Source organism: Humibacillus xanthopallidus (genome assembly GCF_044793955.1).
Taxonomy (GTDB): domain Bacteria; phylum Actinomycetota; class Actinomycetes; order Actinomycetales; family Dermatophilaceae; genus Humibacillus; species Humibacillus xanthopallidus_C.
Genome location: NZ_CP084995.1, coordinates 2,980,741 through 2,999,464, shown reverse-complemented (window position 1 = coordinate 2,999,464; position 18,724 = coordinate 2,980,741). Strand labels below are relative to the sequence as shown.

Annotated in this window: 20 protein-coding genes; 18 read left to right on the top strand and 2 right to left on the bottom strand. The window is 71.5% G+C overall.

Translation table 11 applies throughout. The features are described 5' to 3' along the window. Positions 1-10: 10 nt before the first annotated feature. The 6 genes from rimO (at position 11) to LG278_RS13380 (ending at position 5,261) form a co-directional block, all read left to right on the top strand. Positions 11-1,498 carry a 30S ribosomal protein S12 methylthiotransferase RimO gene (gene rimO / locus LG278_RS13405; RefSeq protein ID WP_404387588.1) on the top strand — a complete coding sequence of 496 codons (1,488 nt, stop codon included), beginning with the start codon at positions 11-13 and terminating at the stop codon, positions 1,496-1,498. After that, the gene (pgsA, locus tag LG278_RS13400; RefSeq protein ID WP_404387586.1) at positions 1,495-2,259 is read left to right on the top strand and encodes a CDP-diacylglycerol--glycerol-3-phosphate 3-phosphatidyltransferase; all 765 of its coding nucleotides are present in this window, start codon (positions 1,495-1,497) and stop codon (positions 2,257-2,259) included. Before rimO ends, pgsA begins: the two co-directional genes overlap by 4 nt. A gap of 3 nt (positions 2,260-2,262) precedes the next feature. After that, positions 2,263-2,832, top strand: coding sequence for a CinA family protein (locus LG278_RS13395; protein ID WP_404387584.1), 570 nt, complete (start codon positions 2,263-2,265; stop codon positions 2,830-2,832). A gap of 72 nt (positions 2,833-2,904) precedes the next feature. Beyond that, complete coding sequence (locus LG278_RS13390) at positions 2,905-3,207, top strand: helix-turn-helix domain-containing protein (RefSeq protein WP_141819476.1); 303 nt, start codon at positions 2,905-2,907, stop codon at positions 3,205-3,207. A gap of 18 nt (positions 3,208-3,225) precedes the next feature. Next, a complete protein-coding gene (locus LG278_RS13385; protein ID WP_404387582.1) occupies positions 3,226-4,155 on the top strand; it encodes a serine hydrolase in 930 nt (309 codons plus the stop codon). Next, complete coding sequence (locus tag LG278_RS13380) at positions 4,152-5,261, top strand: mandelate racemase/muconate lactonizing enzyme family protein (RefSeq protein WP_404387581.1); 1,110 nt, start codon at positions 4,152-4,154, stop codon at positions 5,259-5,261. The genes LG278_RS13385 and LG278_RS13380 overlap by 4 nt, the downstream gene beginning before the upstream one ends. 33 nt (positions 5,262-5,294) lie before the next feature. Here the strand turns inward: LG278_RS13380 and LG278_RS13375 are convergent, their stop codons facing one another. Further along, on the bottom strand, positions 5,295-6,893 hold the full coding sequence (locus LG278_RS13375) for a DUF3352 domain-containing protein (protein ID WP_404387579.1): 1,599 nt from the start codon (positions 6,891-6,893) through the stop codon (positions 5,295-5,297). Between the two features lie 316 nt (positions 6,894-7,209). Between LG278_RS13375 and LG278_RS13370 the strand changes: the two genes are divergently transcribed. The 3 genes from LG278_RS13370 to LG278_RS13360 all read left to right on the top strand — a co-directional run bounded on the left by LG278_RS13370 (position 7,210) and on the right by LG278_RS13360 (position 9,422). Next, the gene (locus tag LG278_RS13370) at positions 7,210-7,452 is read left to right on the top strand and encodes a DUF3046 domain-containing protein (protein WP_404387577.1); all 243 of its coding nucleotides are present in this window, start codon (positions 7,210-7,212) and stop codon (positions 7,450-7,452) included. Positions 7,453-7,671: 219 nt separating this feature from the next. Continuing rightward, positions 7,672-8,721, top strand: coding sequence for a recombinase RecA (recA, locus tag LG278_RS13365; RefSeq protein WP_404387576.1), 1,050 nt, complete (start codon positions 7,672-7,674; stop codon positions 8,719-8,721). A gap of 233 nt (positions 8,722-8,954) precedes the next feature. Next, on the top strand, positions 8,955-9,422 hold the full coding sequence (locus tag LG278_RS13360; protein WP_404387575.1) for a regulatory protein RecX: 468 nt from the start codon (positions 8,955-8,957) through the stop codon (positions 9,420-9,422). Between the two features lie 187 nt (positions 9,423-9,609). Here LG278_RS13360 and LG278_RS13355 read toward each other — a convergent pair whose 3' ends face one another. Continuing rightward, positions 9,610-10,215 (bottom strand): YceI family protein, encoded by a 606-nt coding sequence (locus LG278_RS13355; protein ID WP_404387573.1) that lies wholly within the window; start codon positions 10,213-10,215, stop codon positions 9,610-9,612. Between the two features lie 184 nt (positions 10,216-10,399). On the opposite strand from LG278_RS13355, the gene miaB reads away from it, so the two are divergent. From miaB to LG278_RS13310, 9 genes are all read left to right on the top strand, one after another. Beyond that, positions 10,400-11,968: a tRNA (N6-isopentenyl adenosine(37)-C2)-methylthiotransferase MiaB gene (gene miaB, locus LG278_RS13350; protein WP_404387571.1), complete on the top strand. Its 1,569-nt coding sequence runs from the start codon at positions 10,400-10,402 to the stop codon at positions 11,966-11,968. Positions 11,969-12,011: 43 nt separating this feature from the next. Then, a complete protein-coding gene (gene def, locus LG278_RS13345; protein WP_404387569.1) occupies positions 12,012-12,641 on the top strand; it encodes a peptide deformylase in 630 nt (209 codons plus the stop codon). After that, on the top strand, positions 12,638-13,642 hold the full coding sequence (miaA, locus tag LG278_RS13340) for a tRNA (adenosine(37)-N6)-dimethylallyltransferase MiaA (RefSeq protein ID WP_404387567.1): 1,005 nt from the start codon (positions 12,638-12,640) through the stop codon (positions 13,640-13,642). The genes def and miaA overlap by 4 nt, the downstream gene beginning before the upstream one ends. Positions 13,643-13,651: 9 nt before the next feature. Further along, the gene (locus tag LG278_RS13335; protein ID WP_404387565.1) at positions 13,652-14,758 is read left to right on the top strand and encodes a permease; all 1,107 of its coding nucleotides are present in this window, start codon (positions 13,652-13,654) and stop codon (positions 14,756-14,758) included. Between the two features lie 35 nt (positions 14,759-14,793). Then, positions 14,794-15,036, top strand: coding sequence for a thioredoxin family protein (locus LG278_RS13330; protein ID WP_404387563.1), 243 nt, complete (start codon positions 14,794-14,796; stop codon positions 15,034-15,036). A gap of 81 nt (positions 15,037-15,117) precedes the next feature. Further along, positions 15,118-15,453, top strand: a complete 336-nt coding sequence (locus LG278_RS13325; protein ID WP_404387561.1) for an ArsR/SmtB family transcription factor — start codon at positions 15,118-15,120, stop codon at positions 15,451-15,453. Next, entirely contained in the window at positions 15,450-17,252 is a 1,803-nt protein-coding gene (locus tag LG278_RS13320; protein ID WP_404387559.1) for a SulP family inorganic anion transporter, read from the top strand. The genes LG278_RS13325 and LG278_RS13320 overlap by 4 nt, the downstream gene beginning before the upstream one ends. Further along, positions 17,249-18,100, top strand: coding sequence for a diaminopimelate epimerase (gene dapF / locus LG278_RS13315; protein ID WP_404387557.1), 852 nt, complete (start codon positions 17,249-17,251; stop codon positions 18,098-18,100). Before LG278_RS13320 ends, dapF begins: the two co-directional genes overlap by 4 nt. Further along, on the top strand, positions 18,097-18,660 hold the full coding sequence (locus LG278_RS13310; RefSeq protein WP_404387555.1) for a GNAT family N-acetyltransferase: 564 nt from the start codon (positions 18,097-18,099) through the stop codon (positions 18,658-18,660). Before dapF ends, LG278_RS13310 begins: the two co-directional genes overlap by 4 nt. Positions 18,661-18,724 lie beyond the last annotated feature (64 nt).

Genomic DNA, 18,724 nt, shown 5'->3' with positions numbered 1-18,724 from the left:
GAGTGGTCGCATGACCCCTCCCCACCCGAGCACCGACCGGAGCGTCGCGCTCGTCACCCTCGGGTGCACCCGCAACGAGGTCGACTCGGAGGAGCTCGCCGGCCGGCTCCTGGCCGAGGGGTGGCGGCTCGTCGACGACGCGGCCGAGGCCGACGTGGCCGTCGTCAACACGTGCGGCTTCGTCGAGCAGGCCAAGAAGGACTCCATTGACGCGCTCCTCGAGGCCTCCGACCTCAAGGGCGGCGGCAGCCGCACGCAGAAGGTCGTCGCGGTCGGGTGCCTCGCCGAGCGCTACGGCGAGCAGCTCGAGGAGCAGCTCCCCGAGGCCGACGCCGTGCTCGGCTTCGACTCCTACCGCGACATGAGCGCCCACCTGCAGACCATCCTCGCCGGCGGCCACGTGGCCAGCCACACGCCGAGCGACCGGCGCACCCTGCTGCCCCTCTCGCCGGTGGAGCGGCAGGGTGGCAGTCGCGACGTGGCGCTTCCGGGTCACGGCGACACGCAGGCGTATGCCGCCGCTGCCGCCACCGACGAGGTCACCGTGCCGACGCCGGCGTCGGGCCCCCGCGTCATCCGTGCCCGCCTCGACGGCCGGCCGTGGGCGCCGCTCAAGATCGCCTCCGGCTGTGACCGACGCTGCTCGTTCTGCGCCATCCCGATGTTTCGCGGCGCCTTCGTCTCGCGCCGGCCTGCCGACGTCATCGCCGAGGGCCGCTGGCTCGCCGAGCGTGGCGTCAAGGAGCTCTTCCTCGTCTCCGAGAACTCCACGTCCTACGGCAAGGACCTCGGTGACCTCGGCCTGCTCGAGAAGCTGCTCCCCGAGCTGACCGCCATCGAGGGCATCGAGCGCGTGCGCGTGTCCTACCTCCAGCCCGCCGAGATCCGTCCCGGTCTGCTGCGGGCGATGGCCGACACCCCGGGGGTCGTGCCCTACTACGACATCTCCTTCCAGCACGCGTCCGAGCCGCTGCTGCGCTCGATGCGCCGCTTCGGCTCCCGCGAGGCCTTCCTCGACCTGCTCGCGCGGGTGCGCGCCGACGCCCCCGAGGCGGGCGTGCGCTGCAACGTCATCGTCGGCTTCCCCGGCGAGACCGAGGCCGACCTCGACGAGCTCGAGGCCTTCCTCACCGAGGCGCGCCTCGACGTCGTCGGCGTCTTCGGCTACTCCGACGAGGACGGCACCGAGGCCGAGACGTATGCCGGCCACCTGGCTCCCGAGGTCGTCGCCGACCGTCTCGACCGCTTCACCCGGCTCGTCGAGGAGCTCAACGCGCAACGTGCCGAGGAGCGCATCGGCGAGCACGTCGTCGTGCTCGTCGAGGAGATCGACGACGACGGTCTGCCCGTGGGCCGCGCCGCGTTCCAGGGCCCCGACGTCGACGGCGTCACGCTCCTGCACCTGCCCGAGGGGGCACCCCAGCCGGCGGTCGGCGACCTCGTCGCGGCCGTCGTCGTCGGCACCGAGGGCATCGACCTGGTCGCGGAGCCGCGATGACCGTGGGTGGCTTCCACCGGGGGGAGGGGCCTGCACCGCGTCCGACCGACTGGAACCTGCCCAACGCGCTGACGGTCCTGCGCTTCCTCCTCGTGCCCGTCTACGCGACGTTCCTCTTCATGGACGGCGGCTCCAACCCCTGGTGGCGCTTCTGGGCCTGGCTCGTCTTCGTGATCGCCGCGGTCACCGACGGCATCGACGGCAAGATCGCACGCGAGCGCGGTGAGATCACCAACTTCGGCAAGGTGGCCGACCCCATCGCCGACAAGGCACTGACCGGCACCGCCTTCATCGGGCTGTCGCTGCTCGGGGTCATCTGGTGGTGGGTGACCATCGTCATCGTCGTGCGCGAGATCGGCATCACGGTGCTGCGCTTCGTCGTCATCCGGCACGGCGTCATGCCGGCCGGACGTGGGGGCAAGCTCAAGACGATGCTGCAGACCCTGTCGCTCGCCGCCCTGACCTTCCCGCTCGCAGTGCTGCCGCTCGGGGGCGCCTGGCTCTTCGTCGCCTACGTCCTGCTCGGCGCAGCGTTCGTCATGACGGTCGTGAGCGGGGTCGACTACGTCTTCAAGGCGGCCCGCCTGCGCGAGACGAGCGAGCGCACGCGGCTACGTCGCGCCGCGCGCGCGGCGGGACGCGAGACCCGCGCGGCGGGCCGCGAGGCCCGGGCCGGCGGTGCTGCAGACAGCTCGCGTGGCACCGACGAGGAGCGGCCGACGGCCGATCCTGCCGACCGCGGTGGGCCCGGGAGGGAGTGACGCGTGCAGGTGTCGGGTGCCGAGCCGGGGAAGCGGCTCGTGGAGCTGCTGACCGAGCGCGGTGAGACCGTCGCGAGCGCCGAGTCCCTGACGGCCGGACTCGTGGCCGCGACGGTGGCTGACACCCCGGGTGCCTCGGTGGTGCTGCTCGGGGGTGTCCTCGCCTACGCGCCCCGGGTCAAGGTCGACCTGCTGGGGGTGCCGGCCGAGCTCCTCGACCGGGTGGGCACCGTCGACCCAGCGGTCGCCGTCGCCATGGCCGAGGGCGCCCGCGTCCGCCTCGGCGCGACGTGGGCCCTGTCCACCACCGGAGTCGCCGGTCCGGGACCGGCAGAGGGCAAGCCGGCCGGCACCGTGCACATCGCCGTCGCGGGGCCCTCGGGAACAGCCACCCGCGCCCTGGAGTTGAAGGGGGACCGGACGGCGGTGCGCACCCGTGCGGTGCGTGAGGTGCTGCTGCTCGCGCTCCGCGAGATCGCCGCCACCCCACCAACCCCTGCACCGCCGACAGGGGCTGGGGGTACGGTAGCCCTAGTGGCTCCGGACGACGCCGGACCGCACCCGAGCAGTTGACCACCTCATCAGATCCGCCTGAGACCCGATCCGATGACGAGCCGCCGAGACGAGGACCTGAAGGAGGCCGGCATGACGACACTGTTGCGACGTGAGCTGGGCGACGTCCTGCGCGAGCGTCGTCGGGCCCAGGGACGCACCCTGCGTGAGGTCTCGGCCACCGCCTCGGTCTCCCTCGGCTACCTCAGCGAGGTCGAGCGTGGCGAGAAGGAAGCGTCCTCCGAGCTGCTCGCCTCCATCTGCGGCGCGCTCGAGCTGCCGCTCTCGCAGGTGCTCATCGACGTCTCGAGCCGCATGGCCGAGAGCGAGGGCCTCGCACCGACCGTCACGCTCCCGGTGCCGAGCAACGACGTGGTGTCGGCCTCCGCGGCCTGATCCTCTAGCGTTCTGAGGGTGCACAGCGCCTTCGCCGACCTCGACGCCCGCCTCCACGCCGTGGCCACGGCAGACCCGTCCGCCTCCGTGTCCGTCTGGCTCGGGGATCTCGCCGGCCGGTGCCGGTGGAGCCACCGAGCCGGTGAGCCGCACTATGCCGCCTCGACGATGAAGCTGCCCCTCGTCGTGGCGGCTCAGCGCCGCGTCGTGCGGGGCGAGCTCGATCTGGACGCCCCGCACCCGGTGCACAACGCGTTCGCGTCGGTGCACGACGGCTCACCCTTCTCGATGGACGTCGATGACGACCAGGACCCCGAGACGTGGGCGGCCCTCGGCGCCACCCGCACCCTGCGCCAGCTCGCCGAGCACGCCATCACCCACTCGGGCAACCTCGCCACCAACCTGCTGCTCGACGTCGTCGGGCGCGAGGAGGTGGCACTAGTGCTGCAGCTGGCCGGGTGCTCACCGACCACCGTCGTCGGGCGCGGCATCGAGGACTCCGCGGCCCGCGCGGCCGGCATCACCAACACCGTGACCGCGGCCGACCTCGGCCTCGTCATGGCCGCCGTGGCCCGGCGTGAGCCGGCGCTCGGTGGCCCGGCCGTCTGTGAGCCCGTCGAGCAGATGCTCTCGCGCCAGCAGCATCTCGACCAGATCCCGGCGGGGCTGCCGAGCGGCACCCCGACCGCGAGCAAGTCTGGCTGGATCCCGGGGGTCTCGCACGACGTCGCCCTCGTGCGGCCCACCGGCGAGGAGCCGTTCGTCCTCGCCATCTGCACGACGATCGACCTCGGCGAGCACGAGGGTGCCGCCTTCGTCGCCTCCGTCGCCGCCGACGTCTGGGCCGCCGACCATGTCGACGGCGACCATGCCGGTGTCGACCACGCCGACGCTGGCATGGCCGGCCAGGCCGGCCCCGCCGGGGACGACCGGGAGGTGCAGTCGTGACGACCATCGACCGCGTCGAGACCCGGACCTCGACCGTGCGCCTGCACACCCCCTTCGTCACGGCGCTCCGCCGCACCGAGACGACCGACACCGTCGTCGTGACGATCACCGACAGCGACGGTCGGGTCGGGTGGGGCGAGGCCCCGCAGGTGTGGCAGGTGACGGGGGAGTCCCTGGCGAGTGCGGCCGCCTGCATCGAGTCGATGCTCGCTCCGCTCCTCCTCGGCCGCGCCCTCGACGACCGCGCCGACCTCGCCGCCGTCGCCGCGGCCGCGCAGCGTGCGGTCGCCCGCAACTTCGGCGCCAAGGCCGCCGTCGATGCGGCGCTGCACGACCTCGTCGCCCGGGCGGAGGGCACGAGTTTCGCCGCCCTGCTCTCGGGCCGACCGGACGGCATACCGGATCGGCTGACGACGGACGTCACCCTGTCGGCCGGGGCGGCGGCAGCGCTCGCCGACACGGCGCGCGAGCGGGTCGCGGCCGGCTTCACGACGCTCAAGATGAAGGTCGGCACCGACGCGTCGACCGACGTGCAGCGTGTCGCCTCGGTGCGTGACGCCGTCGGGCCCGGCATCGCGATCCGCCTCGACGCCAACCAGGGGTGGACCCGGGAGGAGGCGGTCTCGGTCATCCGGGCGCTCGAGGTCGCCGACCTCGGTGTCGAGTTCGTCGAGCAGCCCGTCGTCGCCGACGACGTCGAGGGGATGGCGTGGGTGCGCGCCCGGGTGGGTCTGCCGGTCATGGCCGACGAGTCCTGCTACGGCGTGCACGACCTCGAGCGGATCATCCGGCTCGGGGCCGCCGACCTCATCAACGTCAAGCTCGCCAAGTGCGGGTCGCTCACCCTGGGTCGCGCGCTGTTGCGGCGGGCCGAGGAGGCCGGGCTCGGCACCATCGTCGGCTCCATGATGGAGAGCCACATCGGGGTCGGCGCGGCCGCCGCGCTCGTCGCGGCCCAGCCGACCACGCATACCCCCGACCTCGATGCCGCGTGGTGGTCGATCGCCTCGCCGGTCGCCGGCGGGATCACCTACTCCGGCAACGAGATCCGGATGCCGTCCGACCCGGGATCGGGGATCTCGGGCTGGGCCGCGTCGGCCGTGTAGGACGCTTCGCGGAGGACGGCGGGGTCGAACGGCTCAGTTGCCGACGACCCGCAGCGAGAACGCGGCCTCGCCGTCACCCGTCACGCGGGTCGAGGCCCCGACCGCACGAAGTGACTCCACGGCTGCCCGGGTGTCGCCGTCGAGGTCGCCGAGGTAGGCGCTCTCGATACGGTCGAGGTCGACGAAGAGCACGCCGTTCGCGCTGCCCACGTCGCCGAGGGCGGCCTTGAAGGCGTCGGTGTCACCGAGGCCACCACCCTGCTTGAGCGTGTCGACGTAGGCGGGGTCGCTGGCGAGGTAGAGGGTGCCGGCGTCGAGGGTGTGCGTGAGCACGTCGCCCAGCGCCTGGTCGAGGCGGTCGACCAGCGCAGTGGCTCGGGCGCTGTCGCCCGAGACGATCTTGCCGCCGACCACGAAGGTGTCGGCCGACGTGAGGTCCTGCTGCGGGGCCGAGACCGTGAACGAGCGGCCGAGCAGCACCTTGAGGTCGTCGGGCAGGGTGACGTCGAGCTGCTGCTCGATCTCGCCGATGACGTCGCCGCCCGTGATCCCGCTGAGGTCCTCGAGCTGGTCGGCGAGCTGCGGCCACGCGGCGTCGACGGCCTGGTCAGCGCCCGACACGTGCAGGGCCACCGCCGTGTCGTCGGGCAGGTTGAGCAGCTGGGCCGCGTCACCCGGTGCGGCCTTGACCGCCGTGGCCCCGCGCACGACGCCGGCGAGCTCGACGTAGGACGGGTCGAAGCGCAGCGCTGCCGCGACGCGGCCTTCCGCACCGACGGCCGTCGTGCTCGACAGGCCGAGGGCGCCCGCGCCGAGACCCTGCAGCTCCTTGGCCCCACGCGTCATGTCGAACCAGGCGGAGACCACTCCCTGTTCGCCGAGGGCGCTCATGTCGCCGGTGAAGGTGGCGTTCGTGGAGAGCGTGCCCTTGGCGACGGCCGCCATGGTGGCCGTGCCGGTGCCAGGCGGCATCACGAGGACGTAGCCGTCCTTCGTCTCGATGTCGGCGCCGTCCGGGTCGCAGGCGAAGAGCTTGCCGAGCATCTGCTCGGCACGGGCCTCGTCGGTCACCTGCACGGCGAGAGCGACGTGCGGCTTGTCCTCGGTGCCTCCCGGACGGATGGCGGCACCGGCCCGGTCACCGAGCCAGGGCGCGATGTCGGTGTCGTAGCTGAAGGCCGTGATGCAGTCGTCCGAGGCCTCGGTGGCGATGAGCTCCCACAGCTTCTGGCGCGGGTCGTCGCCGCCGAGGGTGTCGCGCACCTGCGGCAGCTTGTCGAGGAAGCGCACCGCGGCGATCTTCTGACCCGCGGAGGGGTCGATGTCGAGGCGCAGGTAGCCGTAGGCGTCACCGGGGAGCACGTCGGCCGGCTGGGCGCCGCCGCCGCTCAGCTGTTGCACGGCGAAGACGGCACCACCACCGAGCACGAGGGCCGCGACGACGCCACCGACCAGGAGACCGGCGCGCCGGCCGGTCGGCCGGGGGGCGGGGGCGCTCTCATCGGCGTCGGAGAGGCCCACCCCCGGGTCGGCTGATGCCGGTGGGCTCCCGGGGTAGGAGTAGCGCGGGATCGGCGGGACCGGCGGGCGCTGCGTCGGGTCCGGCGTCGGGTCCTGGGTCGGGTCGGTCATGGTCGTTCTCCCCCTGCTGAGTCGGTGCAGCGCGGCGCCGGCACGCATGACGTGCGCCGTTGTGGACGATACCTCCGGGCACCGACGTGCATGGCAGGATCGCGCAACGCTGTGATGACCTTGGGACCACCCGCGAGGCTGTGGGGGTTCCGAGGAGACGCCTTCGCGGGGAGGGCCCCCGCGATCAGGTGGCAGGGACCACGGTGCCGCGGGGCACCGCGGCGGCGCGCGTATGCTGGCCCGGATCGTGACGCAGGCCGGGGGCAGGGACCCGCGCCGCGACCGAGGTGACGCAGGTCAGGAGGACCCGGTGCGGATGAGCCATTTCTGGACCCTCATGGACGACGAGTTCGGTCCGGCGTATGCCGGTTCGCTCGCCCGCGACCACGTGCTTGGTGCGCTGCAGCAGCGCACGGCCGTGCAGGCGATCGCCGACGGCGTGCCACCGCGCGACGTCTGGGAGGCGCTGTGCGACGACATGGACGTGCCCCCGCAGCGCCGTCTCGGGCGCGACGACCGCGTGGCACGTGGCGCGCAGGGCGGGTCCGCAGGACGCTGAGCAGGAGCGGCGTGTCGCTCCCGCCTGTCGAACAGGTGTTCGGTACTGTCGTCCACAGGTCCTGCGCCACCACCCGCATCATCCACAGGCCGTCTCGTGGTTCACCCCGATGTCGGCGCCGGCACCTAACGTCTGACCCGACAGCACATCTCACGACGAGGCCGTGCACGGGTCGAAGGCAGACGACCGCAGCGCAGACGGCAGACAAGGTGACCCGACATGGCATCGGTGCAGGCAAAGGACAAGGACAAGGCGCTCGCCTCGGTGATGGGGCAGATCGAGAAGAGCTACGGCAAGGGCGCCGTGATGCGCCTGGGCGACGACGTCCGTGCGCCGATCGAGGTGATCCCCACCGGGTCGATCGCCCTTGACGTCGCTCTCGGCATCGGCGGCCTGCCGCGCGGCCGGGTCGTCGAGATCTACGGCCCGGAGTCCTCGGGCAAGACGACGGTCGCTCTCCACGCCGTCGCCAACGCGCAGAAGGCCGGCGGCATCGCGGCGTTCATCGACGCGGAGCACGCGCTCGACCCCGACTACGCCCAGAAGCTCGGCGTCGACACCGACGCGTTGCTCGTCTCCCAGCCCGACACGGGGGAGCAGGCGCTCGAGATCGCCGACCTGCTGATCCGCTCCGGTGCGATCGACATCATCGTCGTCGACTCGGTGGCGGCGCTCGTGCCGCGAGCCGAGATCGAGGGCGAGATGGGCGACAGCCACGTCGGCCTGCAGGCCCGACTCATGAGCCAGGCCCTGCGCAAGCTGACCGGGGCGATCAACAACACCGGCACGACCGCGATCTTCATCAACCAGCTCCGCGAGAAGATCGGCGTGATGTTCGGCTCGCCCGAGACCACGACCGGCGGCAAGGCACTGAAGTTCTACGCCTCGGTGCGCCTCGACGTGCGACGCATCGAGACCCTCAAGGACGGCACCGAGCCGGTCGGCAACCGCACCCGCGTCAAGGTCGTCAAGAACAAGGTCGCCCCGCCCTTCAAGCAGGCCGAGTTCGACATCCTCTACGGTCACGGCATCTCCCGTGAGGGCGGCATCATCGACATGGGTGTCGAGCACGGCTTCGTCCGCAAGGCCGGCGCCTGGTACACCTACGACGGCGACCAGCTCGGTCAGGGCAAGGAGAACGCCCGCAACTTCCTCAAGGACAACCCCGACCTCGCCGACGAGATCGAGAAGAAGGTCAAGGAGAAGCTCGGGGTCGGGCCGCGCGTCGACCAGCCGGCCGAGGTCTCGGACGTGCCCGTCGACTTCTGATCATGACGGGTGACGACCGTGCGGTCGGGCACTCAGCACGTGATGCCTCGGTGGAGGACCGCCTGGCCCGAGCCACCGCCGCCCTTGCAGCAGCAGAGGCTGTGGCGGCGGCCGGGCCGCCTCCCGCCGGCTCGGCGTCCCGTCGACGCTCTCGGTCCCGGGCATCCTCCGCGGATCGCGTTCCCCCGCCTGACGACCCGGCAGCGGCCGCCTCGGAGGCCGACCCGGAGTCCGTGGCCCGCGCCATCGTGCTGCGTCAGCTGAGCATGGCTCCGCGCAGCCGGGTGCAGCTCGAGCGGAAGCTGCGCCAGCGAGGCTGCGACGACGACGTCGCGGGGCGCGTCCTCGACCGCATGACGGAGGTCGGCCTCGTCGACGACGAGGCCTATGCCGAGATGCTGGTGCGCGCACGGCACTCCGAGAGGGGCCTGGCGCGGCGAGCCCTCGCGCACGAGCTGCGCAAGCAGGGCATCGACCAGGAGGTGGCCGACGAGGCCCTCAGCCAGGTCGGCGCAGGCGACGAGCGCGTCCGTGCCGAGCAGCTCGTCGAGAAGCGGATGCGGGGCCTGCACGGACTGGCTCCCGAGGTTCAGACGCGCCGTCTCGCAGGCCTGCTCGCGCGCAAGGGCTACTCCAGCGAGGTGGCCTGGCCGGTGATCCGCGAGGCGGTCGACGCCGCTCCGGAGCACCAGCGCGACTGAGCGCTGCGGCGACCCGGCCTCGGGTCGACGGTGCGCCAGTGCGGCACGACACCGGCGACCGGGGTGGTCACTCCGCGCGAGCGGGGGCACCAGGCGGGGCGCTGGGCGCACGCGAAAGGGTGGGGAGCATCGGCTCCCCACCCTTCGGTCAGCGGCAGTTGCCGCGAGGGTGTCCTGACGAGGTCGCTCAGACCTCGGACGGCACGATCGCGATGGCCGAGACATCGAACTCGAGCTTGACCTTCTCGCTGACGAGGACGCCACCGGTCTCGAGGGCGGCGTTGAACGAGAGGTTCCACTCGGTGCGGTCGATGGTGACGTCACCCTCGAAGCCCACGCGGGTGTTGCCGAACGGGTCCTTCGCGGAGCCGGTCTCCTCGAAGGGGATCGTGACGGACTTGGTCACGCCGTTGATCGTGAGGTCACCCGTGATGTCCCACTCGGAGCCGTCACGCTCGACGCTGGTCGACACGAAGGTGATCTGCGGGTAGTTGGCGATGTCGAAGAAGTCGGGGGTCTTGAGGTGACCGTCGCGCTGCTCGTTGCCGGTCGTGACGCTGGCGGCCTCGATGGTGACGTTGACCGACGAGTTGGCCGGCGTCGTGGTGTCGACGTGCGCGTTGCCCTCGAACTGGTCGAAGTGGCCGCGGACCTTGGTGACCATCGCGTGGCGGGCGGAGAAGCCGATGCGGGTGTGGCTGGGGTCGATGGCGTAGTCACCGGAGATGTCGTCGACGGCGACGGAGGCGGCCTCGGTGACGACCTCGTCCTTGGAGCGGTTGAACAGACCCATGATGTTTCCTTCGGAAGTAGGTATTTGAACTTTCAACAACTACTGTTGCAGCACGTCGTTGAATTGTCAAGCGAAGAGGAGAACGGCTCCAGCATGCCGCCTATTCCGCGGGACCGCCCTGCGAGACGCCGCGGCACGGGAGCAGATCGGCGGGGCGGGCGCGACGCCGTACTCTTGACGGGCCATGACGATGCAGCCCAGCCTTCAGACCCGCCCTGAGTCCGCGCCGACGTCGGGGGCGCCCAAGACCTACGACGTGCGCACCCACGGGTGCCAGATGAACGTCCACGACAGTGAGCGTCTGTCGGGCCTGCTCGAGACCGCCGGCTACGTCGATCTCGCCGGCCTGCCGGCGGGGGAGCGTCCCGAGGTCGCCGACGTCGTCGTCTTCAACACCTGTGCGGTCCGCGAGAACGCCGACAACAAGCTCTACGGCAACCTCGGACAGCTGCGGCAGGCCAAGCTGAAGAAGCCCGAGATGCAGATCGCCGTCGGTGGCTGCATGGCCCAGAAGGACCGCGGCACGATCGTGGAGCGGGCCCCGTGGGTCGACGTCGTCTTCGGCACCCACAACATCGGCTCGCTTCCGGCGCTGCTCGACCGGGCGGCGCACAACAAGCGGGCCGAGGTCGAGATTCTCGAGAGCCTCGAGGTCTTCCCCTCGACCCTCCCGACCCGACGCGACTCGGCCTACAGCGGCTGGGTCTCGATCTCGGTCGGCTGCAACAACACCTGCACGTTCTGCATCGTCCCGAGCCTGCGCGGCAAGGAGCAGGACCGCCGTCCCGGCGAGATCCTCGCCGAGATCGAGGCGCTCGTCGCCCAGGGCGTCGTCGAGGTGACGCTCCTCGGGCAGAACGTCAACACCTACGGGGTGGAGTTCGGCGACCGACTCGCCTTCGGCAAGCTGCTGCGGGCCTGCGGTGAGATCGACGGCCTCGAGCGCGTCCGCTTCACCAGCCCGCACCCGGCGGCCTTCACCGACGACGTCATCCTGGCGATGGCCGAGACGCCCAACGTCATGCCGAGCCTGCACATGCCGCTGCAGGCCGGCTCCGACAAGGTGCTGAGGGACATGCGCCGCTCCTATCGCAGCGCGAAGTTCCTGCGCATCATCGACGCCGTCCGCGAGCACATCCCGGACGCCGCGATCACGACCGACATCATCGTCGGCTTCCCGGGCGAGACCGAGGCCGACTTCCAGGGCACCCTCGACGTCGTGCGAGCCGCGCGGTTCTCCAGCGCCTTCACCTTCCAGTACTCCATCCGCCCGGGCACCCCCGCCGCCACGATGGAGCAGCAGGTGCCCAAGCAGGTCGTGCAGGAGCGCTTCGAGCGGCTCATCGCCCTGCAGGAGGAGGTCAGCTGGGCCGAGAACCGTCGCCTGGAGGGCCGCGAGGTCGAGGTCCTCGTCGCCCCGTCGGAGGGCCGCAAGGATCTACAGACCAAGCGTCTGTCGGGTCGGGCTCGCGACAACCGTCTCGTCCACTTCGCCGTCCCGGAGGGCGCCGAGCTGCCGCGCCCGGGTGACGCCGTCACGGTGGCCGTCACCTACGGCGCACCGCACCACCTCGTCGCCGACTCCGGTGTGCAGGGCGACCCGTATGCCGTCCGGCGCACCTCCGGGGGAGACGCGTGGTCGGCGCTGCAGGACGTCCCCCACGGCACGGGCAAGCCGACGGTCAGCCTCGGCATGCCGTCGATCGGCCGTCCCGCGGCCGCGCCCGTTGCGGCCGCGTGCACCTCCTCCTGACGGCGATTCGGAGGCGGCCGCGGCTGCATGCTTGACTTGGCGCATGACCGTGCGCCCCATCGTCATCACCGGTGAGCCCGTCCTGCACCGGGCGGCTGCCCTCGTGACGGAGTTCGACGACGAGCTCCGCACCCTCGTCGACGACATGTACGAGACGAACGTCGCGGCCAACGGTGTCGGCCTCGCGGCTCCGCAGATCGGGGTGGGCCTGCGCGTCTTCATCTGGAAGATGGCCAACGACGACGGCGTGCCCGAGCAGGGTCACGTCATCAACCCCACGGTCACCACGTCGCGCATCCCGCAGGAGCGACCGGACCCCGACGAGGAGACCGAGGGCTGCCTCTCCGTGCCCGGGGAGGCCTTCCCGCTCAAGCGCGCCGACCGTGCGCACGTCATCGGTCTCGACCTCGACGGCAACCGGGTCGAGTTCGACGCCACCGGCTGGTTCGCCCGGTGCATGCAGCACGAGTACGACCACCTCAACGGCACGCTCTACGTCGATCGGCTCGATGACCGGCAGTCCAAGAAGGCGCGCAAGGCGGTCAAGCGCAACGGGTGGGGCAAGCCCGGGCACGCCTGGCTGCCAGGTGTTGACGAGGACCCCTTCGGCCACGACGACGACACCGCCCCGCTCGAGCACGCAGACGGCCACTCGGGAGAGCTCGCCGGGTGACCGGCTCCCCTCCCGCAGCGCCTCACCCCGCAGCCGCGAGCGAGTCCGGCGCGGCGCCGACGATCGCGGTCGCCGGGCCCACCGCGACCGGCAAGTCGGACCTCGCGCTCGACTTGGCCGAGCGGCTCGACGCCGAGATCGTCAACGCGGACGCCATGCAGCTCTATCGGGGGATGGACATCGGCACGGCCAAGCTGCCGCCCGAGCAGCGACGGGGCATCGCCCACCACCAGCTCGACGTGCTTGACGTGACGCAGGAGGCAACCGTCGCCGCCTACCAGCAGGCAGCACGGGCCGACCTCGCCTCCATCGCGGGTCGCGGCCGCCGCGCCGTGCTCGTCGGTGGCTCTGGCCTCTACGTGCGCGCAGCCCTCGACCGGCTCGAGATCCCGCCCACGGACCCTGAGGTCCGCGCGCGTCTGGAGGCAGAGGCGGAGCGCCTCGGAGGACCCGTACTGCACCGACGTCTGCGCGAGAGCGATCCGGTCGCTGCCGCCCAGATCCTGCCCGGCAACGTGAGGCGGGTCGTGCGTGCCCTCGAGGTCATCGAGATCACCGGGCGCCCCTTCAGCGCGTCGATGCCCCGACGCGAGTTCCTCACGCCTGCGGTCATGCTGGGCCTTCGCGTCGACCGCGGGGTGCTCGACGAGCGCATCGACCGGCGGGTGCAGCGGATGTGGCAGGCCGGGCTGCGGCAGGAGACCGAGGGCCTGCTCGACCACGGCCTGCGTGACGGCGTGACGGCGTCACGCGCCATCGGCTACAGCCAGGCGATCGCGGTGCTCGACGGCACCCTGAGCGAGGAGCAGGCCCGCTCCGACACGGCCCAGGCGACGCGTCGCTACGCCCGGCGGCAGGAGTCGTGGTTCCGCCCCGACCCGCGCATCGTGTGGCTCGACGCGACCGACGGCGACCGGGCGCGGTTGCTCGAGCGGGCCTGGGCCGCCATCTCGCAGTCGGCGATCTCACACCATGCTCACCGGCCGGTCGACGCGCCATAAAATCGGAGTGTGGCCGAGTCACGCCTCGTCGAGGTGGCGGTCACCGATGAGGACGGCGCCTCGGTGCGCGACACAGGACTCTTCACGACCACGACGAGCCGGCACACGGCGGTACGCCTCGCCGGAGCCGCTCTCGCGTGGGTCGCGGCCTACTGGGTCAACGGGTGGCTGTGGGACCGGGTCCTCTATGACGGTCTCGGGATGGATCCGGCCGCGCGGCTGACCGAGACGATCCACTTCTTCCTCTACGACAGCATCAAGATCCTGCTCCTGCTCGTGGGGATCATCTTCGTCGTCACCGTGCTGCGGTCCTTCATGAGCATCGAGCGCACGCGCGCCCTGCTCGGAGGCAAGCGCGAGGGCGTGGGCAACGTGATGGCCGCGGGCCTCGGCATCGTCACGCCGTTCTGCTCGTGCAGCGCCGTACCGGCCTTCATCGGTTTCGTCGCGGCCGGCGTGCCCATCGGGGTCACCATGAGCTTCCTCATCGCAAGCCCCCTCATCAACGAGATCGCCGTCGGCATGCTCTTCACCCTGTTCGGCTGGCAGGTCGCCGCCCTCTACATCGGCGCTGGCCTCACGATCGCCATCGTGGCGGGGTGGGTCCTGGGCCGGCTCGGCGTGCAGAAGTGGGTCGAGCCGTTCGTCTTCGAGACCACGCTCGGCGGTCAGGTCATCGACTCCACGGCGGGGCTCACCCTCGAGCAGCGGGTGCAGATGGGCAGCGAGGAGGTCGTCACCGTCCTGCGCAAGATCTGGCCCTACCTGCTCGTGGGCATCGGGGTCGGTGCGGTCATCCACGGGTGGGTGCCCGAGGAGTTCTTCACGACGTATGCGGGTGCCGACAACCCGCTCGGCGTGCTGATCGCCGTGCTGGTCGGCATCCCGCTCTACTCCAACGCCGCTGGGGTCATGCCCATGGTCCAGGCCCTCTACGAGAAGGGCCTGCCGATGGGAACCCTGCTGGCCTTCATGATGGCCGTCGTCGCGCTGTCCCTGCCCGAGATGATCCTGCTGCGTCGCATCCTCAAGCCCCAGCTGCTCGCGACCTTCGCCGCCGTCGTCGGGGTCGGCATCGTCGCCGTGGGCTACCTCTTCAACGCCGTCCTCACCTGAGGCGCGGCGCCACGGACGTCTGCAAAGGAGAAGCCATGATCATCAAGGTGCTGGGCCCGGGCTGCAGGAACTGCAAGAACCTCGAGCGGGTCACCCGTGAGGCGATCGACACCCTCGGTCTCGACGCGTCGGTAGAGAAGGTGGAGGACGTCGCGGTGATCGTCGGCTACGGCGTGATGTCCACCCCCGCCCTCGTCGTCGACGAGGTGGTGGTCGTCTCGGGCCGGGTGCCCAAGGTCGACGAGGTGCGTGAGCTGCTCACGACGGCCCGGCGCTGAGCCCCGGGCCCCGGGGTGTCGCTCCTGAGCAAGACTTGATAATGTTTGCAACTGATCAAGTCAACATCGAAGGGTCGTCCCATGAGCGTGCCGCTCTACCAGGCAAAAGCAGAGTTCTTCAAGACGCTCGGTCACCCGGCACGCATCCGGATCCTCGAGCTGCTCTCCGAGCGTGACCACGCGGTGCACGAGCTGCTCGACCGGATCGACATCGAGCCCAGCAGCCTCTCGCAGCAGCTCGCCGTCCTGCGACGCACGTCCCTCGTCACGTCGGCACGCGTCGGCGGCGAGGTCGTCTACTCCGTCAGCGTGCCCGAGGTGCGCGACCTGCTGCTGGCGGCGCGCAGCATCCTCTCCGGCATCATCGCCGTCCAGGGCGAGCTCGAGTCCGAGCTGACCCCAACGGCCGGTTCATGAAGGTCGACCTCGACCTGCCCGCCGCTCGTGGCTGGTCGCGCCAGCAGTGGCGGCGCGTGGTGAGCCTGGCTCCCCGTCGCTCCGACTGGGCCTCGGTGCGCTGGGGGAGAGACCTGCCGGCCGGGCTGATGGTCGGTCTCGTCGCGCTGCCCCTCGCCCTCGGCTTCGGGGTGAGCTCGGGCCTGGGCGCTACGGCCGGTCTCGTGACGGCCGTGGTGGCCGGCGCCGTCGCCGCGATCTTCGGCGGCAGCCGGGTCCAGGTCAGCGGCCCCACGGGCGCCATGACCGTCGTCCTCGTGCCGATCATCGCCACCCACGGCGCCAACGGCGTGCTCGTCGTCGGGCTCATGGCCGGCATGGTGCTCATCGGGCTCGGCTATGCCGGAGCCGGCCGGTTCATCCGCTACGTCCCCGTCCCCGTCGTCGAGGGCTTCACGCTCGGCATCGCGGCCATCATCCTGCTGCAGCAGATCCCTGCCGCCCTCGGCGTGGGCGCGGAGGGGGAGAAGGTGCTCGGTCAGGCGGCGGGGGCCGCCGTCACGTGGGCCTCCCATCCGGCGGCCGCCTCGCTCGTCGTCGCGGCGGCCGTGGTGGCGGGGGTGCTCGGACTCGCCCGCCTGCGTCCGGGCCTGCCCTGGGCCCTCGTCGTCGTCGTGCTCGCGACCGTCGCCAACGCGGTGCTCGCCCTGGGTCTGGACACGATCGGAACGATCCCCGCAGGCCTGCCGGCTCCCTCACTGCCGACGATCGCGCTCTCCGACCTCGACTCGCTCCTGCTCCCCGCCGTCGCCGTGGCCGCCCTGGCCGCGCTCGAGAGCCTTCTGTCCGCCACGGTGTCCGATGCCATGAGCGTCGGGCAGCGGCACGACTCCGACCGGGAGCTCGTCGGACAGGGCATCGCCAACCTCGCCGCGCCGCTCTTCGGTGGCATCCCCGCCACCGCGGCCATCGCGCGGACCGCGGTCAACGTTCGCTCCGGAGCGGTGTCACGGCTCTCGGCCGTGACCCACGCCGTGGTCCTGCTCGTCATCGTGCTCGTCGCCTCCCGCTGGGTCGCCCTCATCCCCACGGCCGCGTTGGCCGGTGTCCTCATCGCGACCGCGGTGCAGATGGTGCGCGTCTCGAGCCTCGGCGCGCTGCTGCGGTCCTCGCGCGGTGACGCCATCGTGCTCGTCGGCACCGCTGCCGCCACGGTCCTGCTCGACCTCGTGATGGCGGTGCTGCTCGGACTCGTCATGGCCGGCTTCTTCGTGCTGCGGCAGGCGGCCGGCTCGGCCCGGCTCGAGGAGGTCCCCCTCGATGACAGTGACCACTCCGACGAGGAGCTCGCACTGCTCGACGAGCACATCGTCGCCTACCGGATCGACGGGCCGATCTTCTTCGGCGCCGCGCATGACTTCCTGCTCGAGCTGACCGAGGTGAGCGACGTCCGCGTCGTGGTGCTGCGCATGGCGCGCGTCACCGTCATCGACGCCACCGGTGCCACCGTGCTCGCCGACACGATCTCGCGGCTCGAGGGCCGCGGCATCACGGTGCTGCTCTCGGGTGTGCAGCCCCAGCACGAGCGGGTGCTGCGCGAGCTCGGAGTCCACGACGGCCTCGCCCACGAGAACCACCTCTTCGACACGACGCCGGCCGCGATCGCCCATGCCCGGGTGCACGCGTCGCGCATCGCCCATACTCCCGGCCGCTCCGACGACCCCGTCGACCCCGACGACCCCCTCGGACCGCGGCCCCACGGCGACCCGGTGGACCCGCCGAGCCCGGCCCGGCGGCATACCGGAGAATGGCCCGCATGACACGCTTCACCAAGGGCCACGGCACCGAGAACGACTTCATCCTCGTCGCCGACCTCGAGGGCTCGCTCGAGCTGACGCCGGCCCAGGTGCAGCGGATCGCAGACCGGCACGCCGGCATCGGCGCCGACGGCGTGATCCGCGTCGTGCGCACCCGCTTTGCCACCGATGACACCGTGCGGGCGCTCGCGCCGGAGGCCGAGTGGTTCATGGACTACCGCAACGCCGACGGCTCGCTCGCCGAGATGTGTGGCAACGGCACCCGCGTCTTCGCGGCCTTCCTGCGCCGCGAGGGCCTCGTCTTCGGCAGCTCCTTCAGCATCGCGACGCGGGCGGGGGTCAAGACTGTCCGCGTCACCGACGAGGGGTATGCCGTCGACCTGGGTCCCTGGCGCCTCGTCGACGAGGAGGGGGCGCGACGTGACGGCTTCGACGTCATGGTGAAGCCGCGGCACGGCAAGCCCGTGCCCGCGCTGTCCTTCGACCTCGGCAACCCGCACGCCGTCGTCATGCTCCCCGAGGGCATCACCCTCGAGAACCTCGACCTCACCGAGGCACCCGAGCTGCATCCCGAGCCGACCGGCGGGTCCAACGTCGAGTTCGTGCGCACCGAGGGCCCCGGCCACATCGCGATGCGCGTCCACGAGCGCGGGGTCGGCGAGACGCGCTCGTGCGGCACCGGCGCCGCCGCTGCAGCGCTCGCGACCCGCTTCTGGTCGGGCGTCGAGGACCTCTCGCCGTGGACCGTCGACGTGCCCGGCGGGCGACTCACGGTCACGCCGCTGCCGGGGCAGCGGGTCGAGCTCGCGGGACCGGCCGAGCTCGTCGCCGACGGCGACTTCCCGCTGTGACGGCGCCTGCCGAGAGGAGATTCGCGCCGGCGACGGTCACGGGCCAAGGCTTCGTTCTGCGACCCCTGTCGTCCACGGACGTCGACGACATCACGGACGCCTGCCAGGACGGCTCGACCCTCCAGTGGCTGCCTCTACCGCATCCGTACGAACGGCGTCATGCCGAGGACTTCGTCGGCAAGGTCGCGACCACTGCGCGGGAGACCGGGCGCGGCATCGTCTTCGCCGTCGAGGTCGACGGGCGCCTGCACGGTTGCATCGACCTCAAGGCAACGGACTGGGTGTCGGGCACAACCGAGATCGGCTACTGGGTCGCACCGTGGGGCAGAGGTCGCGGGCTTGCCGGGCGCGCGGCTCGCGTGCTGGCGGAGTGGGCCCTGCGCGTGCACGGTCTCGAACGTGTCGTTATCCGCGCGGCAACCGTAAACGTGGCCTCGCAGCGCGCTGCGGAGTCCGCCGGCTTCGTCCGTGAGGGCGTGGCGCGCAACGCCGGCTACGTCCGTGCCGGACGGGTCGACCTCGTCGTCTACTCCCTCGTCAGCTCGGACCTCCACCCGTAGGGCGCTCTGCTGGTTCGAGGTGATTCCTCATGGTCGGCCGCGACGGCCTAGCTCGGCCTGCGGT

What these genes read in the sequence shown, in the direction of transcription:
- LG278_RS13325 (WP_404387561.1), top strand. Translation starts at nt 15,118, where the DNA reads ATGAGCGTGCCGCTCTACCAGGCAAAAGCAGAGTTCTTCAAGACGCTC.
- pgsA (WP_404387586.1), top strand. Translation starts at nt 1,495, where the DNA reads ATGACCGTGGGTGGCTTCCACCGGGGGGAGGGGCCTGCACCGCGTCCG.
- LG278_RS13370 (WP_404387577.1), top strand. Translation starts at nt 7,210, where the DNA reads ATGAGCCATTTCTGGACCCTCATGGACGACGAGTTCGGTCCGGCGTAT.
- LG278_RS13390 (WP_141819476.1), top strand. Translation starts at nt 2,905, where the DNA reads ATGACGACACTGTTGCGACGTGAGCTGGGCGACGTCCTGCGCGAGCGT.
- dapF (WP_404387557.1), top strand. Translation starts at nt 17,249, where the DNA reads ATGACACGCTTCACCAAGGGCCACGGCACCGAGAACGACTTCATCCTC.
- rimO (WP_404387588.1), top strand. Translation starts at nt 11, where the DNA reads ATGACCCCTCCCCACCCGAGCACCGACCGGAGCGTCGCGCTCGTCACC.
- recA (WP_404387576.1), top strand. Translation starts at nt 7,672, where the DNA reads ATGGCATCGGTGCAGGCAAAGGACAAGGACAAGGCGCTCGCCTCGGTG.
- miaB (WP_404387571.1), top strand. Translation starts at nt 10,400, where the DNA reads ATGACGATGCAGCCCAGCCTTCAGACCCGCCCTGAGTCCGCGCCGACG.
- LG278_RS13355 (WP_404387573.1), bottom strand. Translation starts at nt 10,215, where the DNA reads ATGGGTCTGTTCAACCGCTCCAAGGACGAGGTCGTCACCGAGGCCGCC.
- LG278_RS13320 (WP_404387559.1), top strand. Translation starts at nt 15,450, where the DNA reads ATGAAGGTCGACCTCGACCTGCCCGCCGCTCGTGGCTGGTCGCGCCAG.
- LG278_RS13330 (WP_404387563.1), top strand. Translation starts at nt 14,794, where the DNA reads ATGATCATCAAGGTGCTGGGCCCGGGCTGCAGGAACTGCAAGAACCTC.
- LG278_RS13375 (WP_404387579.1), bottom strand. Translation starts at nt 6,893, where the DNA reads ATGACCGACCCGACCCAGGACCCGACGCCGGACCCGACGCAGCGCCCG.
- def (WP_404387569.1), top strand. Translation starts at nt 12,012, where the DNA reads ATGACCGTGCGCCCCATCGTCATCACCGGTGAGCCCGTCCTGCACCGG.